At 44.5% G+C, this 17,234-nt stretch carries 15 protein-coding genes; 5 read left to right on the top strand and 10 right to left on the bottom strand.

The annotated features are described in order from the left end of the window. The 8 genes from ACKVDP_RS05470 to kal form a co-directional block, all read right to left on the bottom strand. On the bottom strand, positions 1–515 hold a 515-nt coding region (locus tag ACKVDP_RS05470), incomplete at its 3' end, for a chromate transporter (protein WP_409227804.1). An 18-nt stretch (positions 516–533) separates the two neighbouring features. After that, on the bottom strand, positions 534–1,394 hold the full coding sequence (gene prmC, locus ACKVDP_RS05465) for a peptide chain release factor N(5)-glutamine methyltransferase (protein ID WP_409227803.1): 861 nt from the start codon (positions 1,392–1,394) through the stop codon (positions 534–536). Beyond that, positions 1,388–2,353: a DUF1385 domain-containing protein gene (locus tag ACKVDP_RS05460; protein WP_409227802.1), complete on the bottom strand. Its 966-nt coding sequence runs from the start codon at positions 2,351–2,353 to the stop codon at positions 1,388–1,390. Before ACKVDP_RS05460 ends, prmC begins: the two co-directional genes overlap by 7 nt. 63 nt (positions 2,354–2,416) lie before the next feature. Then, the gene (rpmE, locus tag ACKVDP_RS05455) at positions 2,417–2,620 is read right to left on the bottom strand and encodes a 50S ribosomal protein L31 (RefSeq protein WP_409227801.1); all 204 of its coding nucleotides are present in this window, start codon (positions 2,618–2,620) and stop codon (positions 2,417–2,419) included. A 126-nt stretch (positions 2,621–2,746) separates the two neighbouring features. Next, the gene (rho, locus tag ACKVDP_RS05450) at positions 2,747–4,090 is read right to left on the bottom strand and encodes a transcription termination factor Rho (RefSeq protein WP_409227800.1); all 1,344 of its coding nucleotides are present in this window, start codon (positions 4,088–4,090) and stop codon (positions 2,747–2,749) included. Positions 4,091–4,302: 212 nt separating this feature from the next. Next, positions 4,303–5,910, bottom strand: coding sequence for a gamma-glutamyltransferase family protein (locus ACKVDP_RS05445; RefSeq protein WP_409227799.1), 1,608 nt, complete (start codon positions 5,908–5,910; stop codon positions 4,303–4,305). Between the two features lie 71 nt (positions 5,911–5,981). Next, on the bottom strand, positions 5,982–6,803 hold the full coding sequence (gene kce, locus ACKVDP_RS05440; protein WP_409227798.1) for a 3-keto-5-aminohexanoate cleavage enzyme: 822 nt from the start codon (positions 6,801–6,803) through the stop codon (positions 5,982–5,984). Positions 6,804–7,212: 409 nt separating this feature from the next. Next, a complete protein-coding gene (gene kal, locus ACKVDP_RS05435) occupies positions 7,213–7,596 on the bottom strand; it encodes a 3-aminobutyryl-CoA ammonia lyase (protein WP_409227797.1) in 384 nt (127 codons plus the stop codon). 196 nt (positions 7,597–7,792) lie between these two features. On the opposite strand from kal, the gene ACKVDP_RS05430 reads away from it, so the two are divergent. The 4 genes from ACKVDP_RS05430 (at position 7,793) to ACKVDP_RS05415 (ending at position 13,202) form a co-directional block, all read left to right on the top strand. Beyond that, on the top strand, positions 7,793–9,010 hold the full coding sequence (locus ACKVDP_RS05430; protein WP_409227796.1) for a 6-phosphofructokinase: 1,218 nt from the start codon (positions 7,793–7,795) through the stop codon (positions 9,008–9,010). Positions 9,011–9,178: 168 nt separating this feature from the next. Continuing rightward, positions 9,179–9,844, top strand: coding sequence for an ABC transporter ATP-binding protein (locus tag ACKVDP_RS05425; RefSeq protein WP_409227795.1), 666 nt, complete (start codon positions 9,179–9,181; stop codon positions 9,842–9,844). After that, complete coding sequence (locus ACKVDP_RS05420; protein ID WP_409227794.1) at positions 9,845–11,887, top strand: COG1361 S-layer family protein; 2,043 nt, start codon at positions 9,845–9,847, stop codon at positions 11,885–11,887. Then, entirely contained in the window at positions 11,880–13,202 is a 1,323-nt protein-coding gene (locus ACKVDP_RS05415; protein WP_409227793.1) for an ABC transporter permease, read from the top strand. The genes ACKVDP_RS05420 and ACKVDP_RS05415 overlap by 8 nt, the downstream gene beginning before the upstream one ends. 26 nt (positions 13,203–13,228) lie before the next feature. Here the strand turns inward: ACKVDP_RS05415 and ACKVDP_RS05410 are convergent, their stop codons facing one another. Next, the gene (locus ACKVDP_RS05410) at positions 13,229–14,824 is read right to left on the bottom strand and encodes a CTP synthase (protein WP_409227792.1); all 1,596 of its coding nucleotides are present in this window, start codon (positions 14,822–14,824) and stop codon (positions 13,229–13,231) included. A gap of 155 nt (positions 14,825–14,979) precedes the next feature. Here ACKVDP_RS05410 and ACKVDP_RS05405 point away from each other — a divergent pair, with 155 nt between their 5' ends. Continuing rightward, positions 14,980–15,606, top strand: coding sequence for an S-layer homology domain-containing protein (locus ACKVDP_RS05405; RefSeq protein ID WP_409227791.1), 627 nt, complete (start codon positions 14,980–14,982; stop codon positions 15,604–15,606). 393 nt (positions 15,607–15,999) lie between these two features. On the opposite strand, the gene ACKVDP_RS05400 is transcribed toward ACKVDP_RS05405, so the two are convergent. Beyond that, a complete protein-coding gene (locus tag ACKVDP_RS05400; RefSeq protein ID WP_409227790.1) occupies positions 16,000–17,205 on the bottom strand; it encodes a MalY/PatB family protein in 1,206 nt (401 codons plus the stop codon). Positions 17,206–17,234 lie beyond the last annotated feature (29 nt).

The following is a 17,234-nucleotide window of genomic DNA, read 5'->3' as shown; positions in this document are numbered from 1 at the left end:
AAGAATAATACTCCCAAAGCTCCTGCAAGAACAATCCCGAATATGGGATTCAGATCCCTAAATGTCACCAGGACAAACAGCAGTATGGCAATAAGTACTGATTTAATATCCACAAATGTATTGTGCCCGACGCTAACAGCCGCAGCTGCAATCAAACCAAGTACAACTGGTCTTATGCCCTTGAATATCCAGTTGACATAGGGGGATTTCTTAAATCTAAGTACAAACACGAATATCAGGCTCATTATTATGAATGATGGGAGCACAACCCCAACTGTAGCTATTGCCGAGCCTAGGACTCCAGCTACCTTGTAGCCAAGAAAAGTGGCTGAATTGATGGCTATGGGTCCGGGAGTCATCTCAGCTATGGCCAGTATATCAACATATTCTGCCGTGGTTATCCAGCCGTGAACCTCAACAACCTCCTCCTCGATAAGGGGGAGCATGGCGTAGCCGCCACCAAAGCTAAATGCACCTATTTTAATAAATGATATGAACAATTGCAGTAAAACCATCAAAATCTAACACACCCTTTAAGCTCTTCCCGTAACAACCCTGTTTCTGTTTTCAAAATCGTCTATTACCTGAACCTCATTGAAGCCTTCTCTCCTTAAAAGGTCAGCAACATCCTTTCCCTGATCATGGCCTATTTCATAGGCCAAAAGCCCATTATCCTTTATATACCTCTTTGCCTGGGCTGTAATCCTTCTGTAGAAGTCCAGTCCGTCCTCTCCTGCAAACAGGGAAGTTTCAGGCTCGTACCTGCCAACCTCAACCTGAAGCCCACCCCTCTCCCCTTCAGGTATGTATGGCGGGTTGGAAACTATTATGTCAAAGTACCCACTCCACTCATCACCTTCAAAGGGCGAGAAAAGGTCTCCCCTGTAGTACTCCACATTGTGGAGCCCAAGGTTCTCCTTGTTTCTGTTGGCAACCTGCAGGGGCTCGTCGTATAGGTCCACTCCGTACACCTTTGAATTTGGGCAGAATTTTGCAATGGCAAGTGATATGGCTCCACTTCCGATTCCAATATCCAGAACCGTAAACTCCCTATCTCCAATGCTTTCATCTATATGGTCCAGAAGATACTCCACAAGAATCTCAGTATCACCTCTTGGAATAAGGACACCTTCAGAAACCTCCAGATCCATACCCATAAACTCCTGGGTTCCAAGCAGGTACTGAAGAGGATACCCTTCAGTTCTCTTTAGGATCAAGTCTCTGAACCTCCGGACCAGGTCCTCTGGCAGCTCTTTATCTCCATAGGCATACAGATAAGACTTATCCACACCCATCAATCTGGATAGAATAAGTCTCACCTCAAGCTGTGGATTTGTATACTGTCTATTTTGAAGGCTCTTGATACCTTCCGCTAAAAGCTGGTCTACTACCACCTGTCTGCCTCCTTGTCCTCCGGTATAACGGCCAACAGGGACTGGATCGCCACCTCAATCTGAGAGTCGTCCGGCTCCTTGACTGTCGCATACTTCTGAATCATAAGTCCTGGATAGCTTAAGGCATAGCACAGCCTTGAATCACTTCTTCCGATATACCTGTTTATCTCATAGGATATTCCGGCAATAACAGGAAACATAAAAATCCTGGTAAGAATTCTCATTACAGGGTTGGGCCATCCAAAAAAGGATAGGACCACAATGCTCACCGCCATGACCATAAAAAGGAAGCTGGTTCCGCATCTTGCATGAAGGATTGGAAATTTCCTTACGTTTTCCACTGTAAGCTCCATTTCGTTTTCATAGCAGTGGATGCTTTTATGCTCCGCCCCGTGATACTGGAAAACCCTTTTTACATCCTCAAGCTTTGATACCCAGACCACATAAAGAAGGAAAATGGACATCCTGATCAATCCTTCAATAAGGTTCAGGGTGACCGTGTTCTGGATATTCCCCTTCAAGAAGTTGGTGATTATATTTGGCAAAACCATAAATATCCCAACAGTCATGGCAACGGAAAGTATCACTGCCAAGGCCATCTCCACATCCTGGGCCTTGCCCTTGAAGAGCTTCTGGGTGAGTGTCTTCTTGGGGTTTCCGTCCTTGTCCAGGGTCTGCTCCTCCTCAAAGAATTCCGCAGAATAGAGCAGTGCTCCCGTACCGATCTTAAGGGCTTCAACAAGACCCACCATTCCCCTTATGAAGGGAAGCCCAAATACCTTGTATTTCTTGGCAACGGATTTGATGGGGTTAACCTTCAGTTCAATTTCCTTGTCAGGCTTTCTAACTGCAATTGCAATCTTTTCCGGCCCTCTCATCATTACCCCTTCAATTATGGCCTGGCCACCTATTGAGGTCTTGTGCTTGGCTTTAATTGGGGCATTTTTAATTTTATTCATAGGTTCACTTCCTCAAAAAAATAAAGGTTAGGTGCACATGCAACTAACCCAGTTGTAAAGAAATTAATCCTCGATTTGATATTTCTTCTTGAATTTCTCTACACGTCCACCACGCTCCATAAACTTTTGCTTACCAGTAAAGAATGGATGGCACTCTGAACAGATTTCTACCCTTAGCTCATCCTTTGTTGAGCCAGTCTTGAATGTGTTTCCACATGCACAGGTAACTGTCACCTCTTTATATTCTGGATGGATATCTTTTTTCATCTCATTTCACCTCACTTCGATTTCGAGTATCTATAATTTTAGCCACTCTACGATATAACCACTAAATTATAGCATATGATTTTATAAATTTCAACTTCAAAGATTATTTCAGTGCAATTTTTTTGACTAAATCCAAATCTTGTTTCTCATCTGGTCAATGAATTCCTTGTTGTTTTTGGTTTGCACAAGATTTGCAATAAAGGCCTCAGTAACATCCTGGGTGCTGCTGTTTCCAAGTGCCTTTCTCAAAGCCCACACAGTCTCAAGCTCATTCTGGCTCATGATCAGGTCTTCTCTTCTGGTTCCCGACTTGTAGATGTCAATTGCAGGGAAGATTCTCTTCTCGGAAAGCTTTCTGTCAAGATGTACCTCCATATTACCTGTACCCTTGAACTCCTCGAATATAACATCATCCATCCTGCTTCCGGTTTCCACAAGGGCTGTGGCAAGTATTGTCAGGCTGCCACCCTCCTCCATCTTTCTTGCTGCACCAAAGAACCTCTTGGGCTTGTGGAGGGCTCCCGGGTCAAGTCCTCCTGACAGGGTCCTTCCCGTAGCAGGTATAGAAAGATTGTAGGCCCTTGCAAGTCTTGTGATGCTGTCAAGAAGAATCACAACGTCCTTGCCGTGCTCAACCAGCCTCTTGGCCCTTTCAAGAACAATTTCAGCCACCTTTGTGTGGTTTTTTGGAAGCTCATCGAAGGTTGAATAAACAACATCACCCTTAACGGACCTCTTCATATCGGTAACCTCTTCAGGCCTCTCATCTATGAGAAGTATAATGATCTCAACCTCTGGATGGTTTTTAGCTATACCATTGGCAATCATCTTTAGAAGTGTTGTCTTTCCTGCCTTCGGTGGTGCAACTATCATACCCCTCTGACCCTTGCCTATGGGGGCTACAAGGTCTATCATCCTTGTGGCATATTCCCTTCCATCTGTTTCAAGCCTTAGTCTTTCTATGGGGTAGATCGGTGTCAGGCTGTCAAAGTCCGGTCTTTTTATTGCCGTTGCAGGCGGCATATCATTGACTGCCTTTATGTAAAGGAGCGCATTGAATTTCTCATTGGATTTTGGTGGCCTTGTGATGCCGGTTATCTTGTCCCCTGTCTGGAGTCTGAACCTTCTTATCTGGGAGGGTGATATGTATATATCATCATCCCCTGACAGATAGTTATCTCTTCTCAGGAACCCGTAGCCATCCTGATGCATCTCAAGGATACCCTCAGCTATGTCCTTTTCATCCAGGTTTTCCATTTCCTCTGAAGCATTGTCAGAAATGTCGTCTGTGATCTCAACATCGTCGGCGACAAGCTCCTGCTCAATATCCTTTGGCCCATCAGGTTCTTGGCTTGTTATTGCCTGGATCAGCTCGTTCTTTTTCATCCTGTAGTATCCTGGTATGTCATATGCCTTTGCAATTTCCTTCAGTTCAGATAGTTTCTTTACTTCAAGTATGTCCTTATCCAAAGTTACACCTCGCTTCCTAATCATTGATCCGTGCCTATGTATATACAATTAAACTGCATACAAAACCTTGCCGGACAAGGTTTAGTTAATCAGTATGTTCTTGTAATTATTTCGGGAATATTATTGTGTAAGTGATTCGAGAAATGATTAATCGAAGATTGTTCATTAAACATTATATCACACATAGGTGACAAATTGAAGTTACAATATGGTTACCAGATTGAGATCAAGCTGTCCGCCCTTTTCTCCGTGGCTCCAAGCAATTCTCCACCCTCGTCTCTTATGATCATCTGTCCTCTCCCAAAGAATGAGCTGTCCTTGATTTCAGTTACCTTGTGACCTCTTTTTTCAAGGGCTTCCCTTATATCCTTGGGGAAATCCATCTCCACGGAAATATCCCTTCCGCCTGTCCATTGCCACCTTGGTTCATCCAATGCATCTTGAGGATTCATTCCCCTTTCAAGGATATTCACCAATAGCTGGACATGACCCTGGGGCTGCATATAGCCCCCCATTAGTCCAAAGGGCCCAAGGGCCTCCCCTCCCCTTGTTATGAAGCCTGGGATAATTGTGTTGTATGGCCTCTTTCTTCCTTCTAGAAAATTTGCGCTCTTCCTGTCCATACTGAAATCAAAGCCTCTGTTGTTGAGGGATATCCCTGTTCCAGGAACCACCAGTCCAGATCCAAAGCCCCTGTAGTTGCTCTGGATTAAGGAGATCATGTTCCCCTGTCCATCCGCTGCAGCCAGATACACGGTGCCTCCTTTGGAGGGCAGGTCACATAGGGGCATCCGAGCTGATTCGTCAATTTGGACTGCCCTTTTCCTTCCGTAAGCTCCACTTAAAAGCACACTCCAGGTATCCTTGCAAAACCCAGGATCTCCCACCAGGGGCATACCGTCTTCAAATCCCAGCTTCATGGCCTCTATTGAATTGTGGATGATTTGATCGGCGTCATGGGAACCCTCAGTCAGGCTATCAAGTATTGAGAAAGCCAGAAGGGCGGTTATCCCTTGTCCGTTAGGAGGCAGCTCCCATATGTCATAGCCCTTGTAACCAACACTTAACGGCTCCATCCATTGTGGTCTGAAATCCATCATGTCCTCCATGGTAATCACACCACCAGCATCCCTTAGAAAGGATACTATCTTTTCTGCCAGGTCTCCGCGGTAAAAGTCCTCCCCGGAAGTGTCCCCGATTTTCCTTAAGGTTTTGGCAAGGTCCTTGTTCTTCCAAAGCTCCCCTGGTCCTGGTGCTCTTCCATCCAAAGTGAAGCAATTGAACCAGTGACGAAAACATTCCTCGGAACCAATCTTCTTCTGGATTTGAAAAGCCTTTTCCCAGCTACCTGCTATTACTGGCTGAACAGGATGACCCTCTTCTGCAAGTTCAACAGCCGGTTGGAGAACCTCCCTTAGCGAAAGTCTTCCAAAGCCTTCCAAAATGGCCTTCCAGGAAGCAACCACCCCTGGCACCATAACAGGTAACGGACCATATCTGGGCATTTCCTCAAGACCTAACTTATGTAAATGGTCCAGGGTAAGATCTTTAGGGGAGCATCCACTTCCATTAAGACCAAACAGCTGACCCTTGGAATATAGTATTGCAAATGCATCCGACCCAAGTCCACAACCTGTGGGCTCCAACACCACAAGGGCTGCCGCCGCTGCCACTGCGGCATCAAAGGCATTTCCGCCTGACTTCATCACCTGGATGCCTGCCTGGGATGCATATGGGTTTGTGGTTGCAACCATGCCGTTTCTACTGGAAACCAAATTTCTTTGGGAGTTGTTGTTTAACCTGAGGGAATCCAGTCTCATGATACACTTCCTTTCTCATGATTTGAAAAATAGATACCCCTTGGGATATCTATCTCTCATTTATATTCAGATTACTTTAAAGGCTTCAGTCCCAGAATCTCCCTTGCCTCTGCAGGTGTAGCAATTTCCCTGCCCAGCTCATTTGCAATCCTGACCACCTTGTCCACCATTTCGCCGTTGGACTTGGCAAGAACTCCCTTTGAAATGTAGGTGTTATCCTCAAATCCAACCCTTACATTGCCTCCCATTGCAATCGCCATGGCAGCTATTGGGAACTGGTTTCTTCCTATTCCCGCAGCAGTCCATGTTGACCCTTGTGGAATGCTGTCAACCATAAAGGCAAGGTCCCTTGCTGTGGCTGCCATCTGAACCCCAAGTACAAAATCAAAGTGCATCGGGGTCTTAATAAAGCCCTGCTTCTGGAACTTGATCGCATAATCGATCATACCCTTGTCGAAAACCTCTATCTCAGGCTTGATATCCCTTTCAATCATTATCTTTCCGAAGTTCTTTATGGTGTTCTCTGTGTTTACGAATATCTCGTCCCCGCCGAAATTAAGGGTTCCGCAGTCAAGGGTTGCCATCTCCGGAAAAAGCTCCGTAGGTTGAAGTCTTTCCTCATCGGTCATTCCCACTGCTCCGCCTGTTGAAGGCTGGATGATGACATCTGGGCATCTTCTTCTTACCTCGTCCATGCAAGCCTTGAACCTTTCCTTATCCTGAGTAGGGGTTCCATCGTCCTCCCTCACGTGAAGGTGGATGATGCTGGCACCAGCCTTGTATGCCGACTCCGCCTCCCTACCTATTTCCTCTACTGTATATGGTACATTTGGGTTGTGTTCCTTGGTTACTTCCGCGCCACAGATTGCAGCGGTTATAATAAGCTTATCCATTCTTTAATCCCCCCGTTTTTTCAATTCACAAATCACAATTCACAGTTCTCAATTCACAATTAAAATATAAAAACCGATTTAAATTCACAATTCACAATTCATACCCTCTCGATGAATTCCAATAAAAGCACAGCTTTTAAGTAATTCTATCGCCGGGCACTTCGCAGTTCATAATTAAAAGATAAAAACAGCTTTAAATTCTCAATCATCCTGCTCAAGCCTTAAGGTCTTAGATCTCTCCACAAGCTCAAGATGACATTCTATCTGTCATCCCGACTGAAATGGAGGGATCTCTTCTTTTCCTTCCACTTTCAACTTCTTACCTCTAACTTCTTAGATCTTAACTATTGTTCATTGTTCTCTGTTAGTTGTTCTTTGTTAATTGTGCATTGTGAATTGTGAATTAGTCTTATTTTCTCTTCTTGTCCTTTGGCACTACACAGGTTCCCTCAGCTCTTGCAACAACTATAGGCTCCTCTAGGAAATCGCATGCTGAGTCGTTTATGTCAGGTCTTGGAACGATAACCTTCCTGGCTTCGAACTTCATCTTTCTTGAAGTGTTACCCACCTTTGTTATTTCACCAACCGCCTCTATGTAATCTCCTGCATAGACAGGTGCAGTAAACTCAACCATGTCATATGCAACAAAAAGACCTTCGTCTCCATCATGTCTTATAAGCAGTTCAGTGGCAACGTCTCCGAACAGGCCAAGCATTCTGGCCCCGTCAACCAGGTTTCCACCGTAATGTGCATCGTGGGCGCTCATTCTCATTCTAATCATTACCTTATCCATTGAAAAATCCCCCTTATTCTTTGTTTGTCTCAATTATAACACAATCCAGATAAGTAAACTACCGAAAAAGCGTTTTCATTCAAAGGAGCTGTATTATTGAAGAAAAGGGTTGAATCTGATATTATGGAGGTATAAATATGTTAAAGATTTACTTTTGACTGGAATTATTTTTGATTTAAAATAAGGGGGGCTGACTATGAAATTAAAGGGTAATGCACTTGTAGCACAGGGCGGAGGACCAACCGCTGTTATAAACCAATCACTTGTTGGAGTTGTACTTGAGGCGAGAAAGTTCTCACAGGTCGAGAAGATCTATGGGGCACTTCATGGAGTTTCTGGAATAATCAATGAAGAGTTTCTTGATTTGACCCAGGAGACCACCAACAATTTTGAAAGGATTGCAAGAACACCTGGATCAGCATTGCTGTCCACAAGAGACAAGCCGGATGACGAATACTGCAATAAGATTTTCAAGGTCTTGGAGGCACACAACATCAGATTCTTCTTCTATATAGGAGGAAACGACTCCGCCGATACTGTGAGGATAGTAAACCAAAAGGCAATGGAATCAGGGTATGAATTAAGGGCTATACATATACCAAAGACAATTGACAACGACCTTCTGGTAAATGACCACTGTCCAGGCTATGGTTCCGCGGCAAAATTTGTAACACAGGCCTTTATTGGCGTAAATCTGGATGTAAATTCATTTGGTGGAGTCTATGTAGGAATCGTAATGGGAAGAAATGCAGGCTTCCTAACAGCCGCAGCATCCATGGCACAGAAGTATCCAGATGATGGACCACACCTGATCTATCTTCCAGAAAGACCATTTATAGTAGATAATTTTCTTTCCGATGTCAAAGAAGTGTATGAAAAGCACGGCAGATGTATCATAGCGGTTTCTGAGGGGATTGTTGATAAAGAGGGAACTCCAATCATCGCAACCCTCCAGGAAGAGGTTGAAAGGGACAGCCACGGAAATATTCAGCTTTCCGGAACCGGCGCACTGGGAGACCTTCTGGCTGATACCATCAAGAAAAGACTGGGCATAAAGAGAGTGCGGAGCGATACCTTTGGATACCTCCAAAGATCCTTTGTGGGATGTGTCTCGGATGTGGACCAGCAGGAGGCAAGGGAAGTGGGAGAAAAGGCTGCACAGTATGCACTTTGGAACAATGTTGACGGTTCAGTAACAATCCACAGGACCGGCATATATTCAGTTGATTACCAGCTGTCACCCCTTGCAGACGTTGCCAAGTACACCAAATCCATGCCGGACGAGTATATAAACGAAGCAGGAAACCATGTTACGGAGGCTTTCAAATATTATCTCCTTCCACTTCTTGGGTCAGACATGCCACAGGCTCACAGAATTCGTGCCCCAAGGGTGGAGAAAAAACTGAACAGATAGATGACCGACCGGATTGCAGGAAAAAACCTGCAATCTTTTTTTTGTCTCATTTTAAACATTTTGTAACTACTATTCATCTCTGTTGTGGTAGACTTTAGTTGTCAATAGAGGAGGTGTATTGTCCTGGATGAATTTATTAGTTTAAGTCATGTTAGAAAAATATATCGTATGGGTGATGAAAAGATAAAGGCCCTGGATGATGTGAGTCTTTCAATAGATAAGAGAGAGTTTATCTGCCTTATTGGAACCTCAGGCTCCGGGAAGAGTACCCTGCTCAATATGATGGCAGGGCTTGAAAAGCCAACGAAAGGCGAAATCATAATCAACGGACATCATCTTGAAAAGATGAACGAGAGACAGCTCACTAAATTCAGGCAGCTTAACGTGGGCTTTGTGTTCCAGTCCTATAATCTTATTCCCACCCTTACAGCACTGGAAAATGTTAGTCTCGTCCTTACCTTCAAGGGTGTACCAAGGGCTTCACGGGAGAAGGCTGCTGCCAAAATGCTCAAGAACGTTGGACTAGGAGACAGACTTCACCACAAGCCCTCAGAGATGAGTGGAGGTCAGCAGCAAAGGGTCAGCATCGCACGTGCCTTTGTCAGCAACCCACGGATAGTCTTTGCGGATGAGCCCACAGGCAATCTGGATTCCAAGACAACCTTTGAGGTTATGGACCTGATCACGGGGATGGCAAAGGAATTTAACCAGACCCTTGTAATAGTAACACATGATGCTGAAATCTCAGACTACGCTCACAGGATTGTGCATCTTAGGGATGGAAACATAGAAAAAATTGAAATACAAGAAAACCACAAGGAGGCAACAGAATAGATGAAACGGTTAATAAGCAGCCTATTGGCATTCATTATGATATTTGCAATATTACCAATTGAGTCTTTGGCCAATGAAGGACAACCTTATATCGAGCCTAAATTGATAATGGTCAGCCCAAACACATATACAGTAGATCCTGGCGATAGTCTCCGTCTGGATGTTGAATTATACAATAGTGGTGATTATGATGCTGAAAACATAATTGCAACCTTATCCTCCGACAGTACGGGACTTGTTCTAGTTGATGGAAAGAGCTACAGAGAAGAAAAATATATCGAACCAGGAGACAGAGAGACCTTGAGATTTGATGTTGCTGTTAACAAAAATGCTCCCGATGGAACCTATACAATGAATTTGGAAGTAGTATACTATGATTACTACCTGAGTAAAGAACTTACACTTGATAAGACAATCAACATCAGGGTTATACAGGAAGATTCAACTCCTGACCTGGTCCTCACAAGAACCGATGTAATGCCCAGTACAACCGTAAACCCAGGAGACCCTGTGGTTGTAGGATTTGAGCTTCTCAACCAAGGTGAAGGACCTGCAAGAAACATTACAGTAAGCCTGCCTGAATTATCAGAAGAATCCCTGGTTCTTGCCAACGGCCTGAGCATCCAGAGGGTTCCGGACATTGCAGGCGGAAGAAAGGGCTACGTTTATTTCGAACTGCAGGCATCCAATACGATCCGATCTGGAAATCACGAGATGATGGTTCGACTCAACTACAGGGACGGGGACAACAACATTGTGGAATCCCAGGAATATTTCTCATTCCAGGCTGCTAAAAATGATGCGAGGGCATCCAAGCTTGTAATTGAGAACCTAAGCTATCCCACAGGTGCTCTTGGTCAGAACAGGGAGGTCAAGGTTACCTTCGATGTGAGGAACCAAGGCCAGTCCCCTGCGAGTGATATTGAAATTAGAGCAACCAGCCAGGATGAAAGCGGACTTGTTCCAAAGTCACTTGGGATAACAAAAACAGACGAAATTAAACCTGGAGAAGTTAAGTCATACCAGTTCCTTTTTATTACAACCAGAACAGGAGATACCAGAAATTATCCAATCGAAATAACGGTGAATTATACCGATGAGCTGGTACAGCCTGCATCCAGGGACACCCTGACCCATATAATAGGCGTCTTTCTTAACGCCCCGGATGAAAATGCCAACCAGTCAACACCAAAGCTGATCATAGACAAGTATAGCTTCTCCCCTACATTGGTCAGTGCCGGGGAGCAGTTCCAGATGAATCTGTCCTTCTATAATACCAATAGCACAAAAACCGTAAGAAACATCAAGATATACCTGACTGCAGACGAGGAAACGGATTCGGGCTCTGTTTTTACACCGGTAAACAGCTCAAACACCTTCTATATCGACAGCATCCCTCCAAAGGGGAAAATCGAAAAGACCATAAGCATGTACACCGTACCGGATGCCAAGGCGAAGACCTACACCCTCACTGCAAACTTTGAATACGAGGACAGCCTGGCCAATCCCTACACTGCAGTTGAGCTGATTGGAGTTCCTGTTGTGCAGCAATCAAAGCTTGACACTGGGGAGGTAGGTTACTTCCCAGAAAGCTACGTGGGACAATCCACTCCAATTTCAGTTGAATTCTACAATACTGGAAAGGTTCCACTGTACAATATGATGGTAAGGCTTGAGGGAAACTTCCAGACCGAAAACGGACAATATTATGTGGGTAATTTCAACAGCGGCAGCAGCGATTACTTTGAAGGCTATGTAATACCAAGCGAGCCGGGACAGCTACAGGGCGAGATTGTCTTTACATTTGAAGACTCCACAGGTCAAATGAAAGAGGAAAGAAAGCCCTTTAGCCTGAACGTGATGGATATGGAGCCTATGCCTGATTCCCCAATGGAGCCTCCCATGGAGGAGCCAGGTGTGGGAGGCTCCCTCAACAGGTTCCTGATCCCTGGATTGGCAGTCCTGGCAGCGGTGGCAGGCTTTGTGTTCTACCGCAAGAGAAAGGCAAAAAAATTCAATGAGGATCTGGAAATAGATGAATAACATTGATATCTTTTTTATGGGAATCAAAAATCTGTGGAGAAGAAAACTAAGGACCTTCTTGACGGTCCTGGGGGTAATCATTGGAGCAAGCTCTATTATTGTGATGCTTAGCCTTGGCTTTGGACTTTCCCAGGCATTCGAGGACCAAATCTCCCAGTGGGGAAGCCTTACAACAATAAATGTTCATCAGGGCTGGTTTGACCCCTCCATTCCCGGAGGTGCAGGCAAGGAGGATGTCAAGCTTGACGACGCTGCTGTTGTGAGCTTTAAGACCCTGCCCCACGTGGTCGCAGTAAGTCCGACCCTGGAAACCTACGGAACCATAATAAATGGGAGGTACATCTCAGGTGTTCCCATCAGAGGAATTGATCCAAGCGTAATGGAGGAGTTCGGATTTGAGGTGGCGGAAGGTAGGCTTCTTACAGCAGGGGATGAGCTAACTGTTCTTTTCGGTAGCGACATGGTCCATAACTTCTACGACCCAAAGGCTCGTGTATGGCGAGAACCCAAGGTAGACCTAATGAAGGACAGGATGACATTAACCCTCAACCCAAGCTATGGCTGGGAAGATCCAAACATTCCTCCTTCTGAAAAGGTAAACTACAAGGAATACAAGATCAAGACAGCGGGAATTCTTGCAGGTGGCAACTGGGAGCACAGCTACGGAGTATACATGCCCCTTACCGAGGTGCAAAAGCTCATGAAGGAAAAGGAGAAGGCTGAGAACATAAGACCGGCTCCCGGTCAATCCAACGACTCTCAGTACCAGAGGATAGATGTCAAGGTGGATGACATGAAGAATGTTAAGGATGTCCAGGATACAATTAAGGCCATGGGTTATGAGGCCTACAGCCTGAACGATCAGCTGGAATCCATGAAGGAAACAGCCGGGATAATCCAGCTGGTCCTTGGAGGAATCGGTGCAATTTCACTACTGGTCGCCGCCATCGGCATTACTAATACCATGGTCATGAGCATTTATGAAAGGACCAGAGAAATCGGCATAATGAAGGTTATCGGTGCAACCATAAATGATATTAAGAAGCTTTTCCTTTTTGAATCGGCTCTTATCGGACTCTTGGGAGGAATTATTGGCATAGGTGTAAGCTATCTTCTATCCTTTGGAATCAACCATTTTGGAAGCGCTTTCGGCAATATGTTCGGAACAGGAGGAGAGACCAAGATTTCAATAATTCCAATCTGGCTGGTCTTTGCGGCACTTTTGTTTTCAGCCCTGATTGGTATAGTGTCAGGATATTATCCAGCAAGAAGGGCAATGAACCTATCTGCAATAGATGCAATAAGAACGGAATGACATAAGCTCCCCATGGGGAGCTTATTCTATTTCAAAGATGCTTCTACAAAGGCTTTGAAAAGCGGATGTGGTCTCGTAGGTCTTGACTTGAACTCCGGATGATACTGGACGGCCACAAAGAATGGATGATCCTCCAGCTCTACAACCTCCACAAGGCTTCCATCAGGTGAAAGACCTGAAAATCTCATTCCAGCCTTTTCGAGAACATCCCTATAGTCCATATTGAACTCATATCTGTGTCTGTGTCTTTCATCTATCGTATGAGTTCCGTATATCTCCCTGGCTTTTGTACCTTCTCCCAGGAGACACGGGTATGACCCAAGTCTTAATGTCCCTCCCAGGTTCTTGACATTCTTCTGATCAGGCATGATATATATTACAGGGTGTGGAGTATCAGGGTCAAGCTCCGTAGTGTGGGCTCCATCAAGACCTGCCTTGTTTCTGGACAGCTCCACACAGGCAAGCTGCATACCAAGGCACAGGCCAAGATATGGAATCCTCTTCTCCCTTGCAAACCTGATTGCTGAAATCTTGCCCTCTATCCCCCTGTGTCCAAATCCTCCAGGTACAAGGATTCCCTGAGCATCTCCAAGCAGCTCCTCTGCATTCTCCTCACTGAGATCCTCTGAATTAATCCATTTTAGGTCGATATGGGTGCCATTGGCCAATCCACCATGGGTCAGGGCTTCGCATACGGAAAGGTATGAGTCCTTAAGCTCCACATATTTTCCAACCAGCGCAATTTTTACTGACCTTTGAATTTTCTCCATTCCTTCAACAAGACTGTCCCACTGGGATAGGTCCACCTGGTCACAATCAAGCTCAAGCTTTCTCTGAACCAGGTCTCCTAATCCCTCCTTCTCAAGCATCTTTGGAATCCTGTAGATACTATCTGAATCCAAGTTCTGGATCACTCCCTCAATTTCAAGGTCGCAAAGGAGTGCAATCTTTTCCTTCAATTCCCGTCCAAGTGGCTTTTCAGTTCTGCAGATAAGTGCATCTGGATGGATCCCTATGCTCCTCAATTCCTTTACACTGTGCTGGGTTGGCTTTGTCTTAAGTTCACCAGCCTTTGAAAGGTATGGAACAAGTGTAACGTGAATATACATCACATTTTCCTTTCCCACATCGTATTTGATCTGTCTGATGGCCTCCATGAAAGGTAGTGATTCTATATCTCCCACCGTACCGCCAATCTCAGTTATTACAACATCAAAGGGTTGAAATCTTGATGTCCTTACGATTCTCTCCTTTATTTCGTTTGTTATATGGGGAATAACCTGAACAGTCTTCCCTTCATAGTCGCCCTTTCTTTCCTTTGATATTACAGACCAATAAACTGAACCGGTGGTAACACTGTTGTTCTTGGTTAGATTCTCGTCTATGAACCTCTCATAATGTCCCAGGTCAAGGTCGGTTTCGGCTCCATCCTCAGTGACAAATACCTCACCATGCTGATATGGGCTTAGGGTTCCCGGATCTACATTTATATATGGATCAAATTTCTGGATTGTCACCTTCAATCCACGGCTTTTCAACAGCTGCCCAAGGCTTGCTGCAGTTATTCCCTTTCCCAGTGACGATACTACTCCTCCTGTTACGAAAATATACTTGGTTACCATAAAATTTCCTCCTGTAATATCACTATTGGATTCTAACGTTAACATTTTACATCATTAACGCAAAACATTCAATGCTTTGTCACAAAGACTTAATATCGCCATCTTCCCATTCAATGTATAATATAGATAGGATTAAATATGGAAAGGGGATAGAAATGAAAAAATTAAGTTTACTATTATTGGTATCGATTCTTATGATCTCACTTCTTTCCAGCTCAGTAGCATTTGCACAGGCTAATACACCACCTGAAATATTGAAGGAGCTAGGGGTTCTCAAAGGCGACAAGAATGGAGACCTTATGCTTGACAGTTATTTGATGAGACAGGACATGGTTGTCCTTATCAGTAGATTGTACAAGGAGGAGAGCAAGGCCACAACCTATCTACTTCCTGCCAAGTTCAGCGATCTGGATGAGAATAATACCTACTATCACGGCTTTATACAATGGGCAGTGGATAAGAATCTGATTATTGGGATGGATGATGGTAGCTTTGGATTTGGGCGCAATGTGAAGGTAAGGGACTTTCAGGTTCTTCTTTTAAGGGTTCTTGACTACAGGGAGGAATCCGGTCTTTACGATTCCGTGCCTGAGATTGCAGAGAAGCTTGGCTTGATGAAAGGAATCAATGTCAATCCAAACGGTTATCTGATGAGAAGGACCATGGCAGAAATGACCCTCAATGCTCTGAAGCTGAACAAGAAGGGAAGCCCGCTGACACTTGCAGAAGTGTTGGAACTGGACCTGACCAAATATGAAAATACAGCTAACAATGAACGGTGAACAAAGTAAAAACTATTCAGTCAAGAATTAATATCTAAGAGGTTAGAGTTAACAAAATAAGCAAATAGCTAGGGTCCAAGATCCTTCGTTTTACTCAGGACGACAAGATAATTGTCACTCTGAACATGGCGAAGAGTTTTGGACCCTATTTTTGTCTTTTAACTTTCTACATAAGGAAAGTGTTTATGAATAGCGAACATATGGAAAGATCAGCTAGATTTTTCACTCGAAGTGAGAAAATCGCTTTGACTTGCATGTCTGAGCGAAGCGAGTTTGCAAGTCAATTTTCGAAACAAGTGTGATAAATCTCTGAGCTTGAATCAGAGAGCGGTTCATAACACTTTCCGAGTGAAACATTAAGACGAAATCCCCAATGGTAGTCGGGATGGCAGCTTATTGTTCATTGTTCTCTGCAATGTACTCCTCCGTAATGGCCTTAACTATCCTATCAAGCCCCTCCTTGAGGAAATCCCTTGGAGCTGCAACATTCAGCCTCATAAATCCATCTCCGCCGTCACCGAACCAGGTTCCCCCATCAAGTGCAACTTCTCCCTTTTCCACAAGCACCTTCTCCAGAGTCCTTCCATCCTTTTCATATGCTCTGAAATCAAGCCACATGAGATAGGTCCCTTCAGTTTCTGTAAAATCAATATCAGGAAGTCTCTCCTTCAGATACTCTCTTGTGAACTTAACATTCTCCTGCAGATACACAAGAAGGTCTTCAAGCCATTCTTCTCCATGGTTGTAGGCAGCCATTACAGCCTCTATGCTCAATGGTCCCTGATTTCCAATGCTGTTCTTCAATAGAACCTTTTCAACCCTGCCCCTGATTTCCTTGTTTGGGATTATGATATTTGAGGCATAGAAGCCAGCCAGGTTAAAGGTCTTGGTTGTGGACGTTGCAGTGATTGAAATATCCTCAAATCCTTTGTCAACAGAGGCAAACATTGTATGCCTGTTTTCACCAAGGATCAGATCATTGTGAATCTCATCCGCCAATACATACACATCATTTTCAAGGCATATCTCCCCCACTTTTCTTAGCTCCTCCCTGCTCCATACCCTGGATACAGGATTGTGTGGACTGCAAAGTACATAGAGCTTGTTTCTGGGATCCCTAGCCTTTTCTTCCAAATCCTCAAAATCAATATGGTATCGGTTGTCCTTCATCACAAGGGGTGAGTTGACAACCTCCCTATCATTTTCCTCAATGCTTCTTGAAAATGGATAGTATACAGGTTCATTTATTATTACACCGTCACCTTCTTCCGTAAGTGCCTGAATAACATAGTTGACCCCTGGTACAATTCCCGGTGTGAAAAGAATCCACTCCCTCTCTACATCCCAACCGAATCTTTTCCTTGTCCAGTTGATCACTCCCTGGTAGTATTCAGCTGGTCTTGCCGTGTATCCAAAGATTCCGTGGTGGACCCTATCCTCCAATGCCTTCAGTATCTCCGGAGCTGCCTTGAATTCCATATCCGCAACCCAATAGGGTAATAGTCCGGACCTTCCAAACAACTCCTTTTGCACACCCTCATCCCACTTTGAAGAATAGGTACCGCTTCTGTCCACAATTTCATCAAAATTATAAGTCATCTCTTTCCTCCTGTTTAGTATTTCATGAG

This window comes from Gudongella ferriphila (assembly GCF_046224405.1).
GTDB lineage: Bacteria > Bacillota > Clostridia > Tissierellales > Tissierellaceae > Gudongella.
Note: the sequence above shows the minus strand (reverse complement) of the source record. Positions and strands in the feature narration are given on the sequence as shown.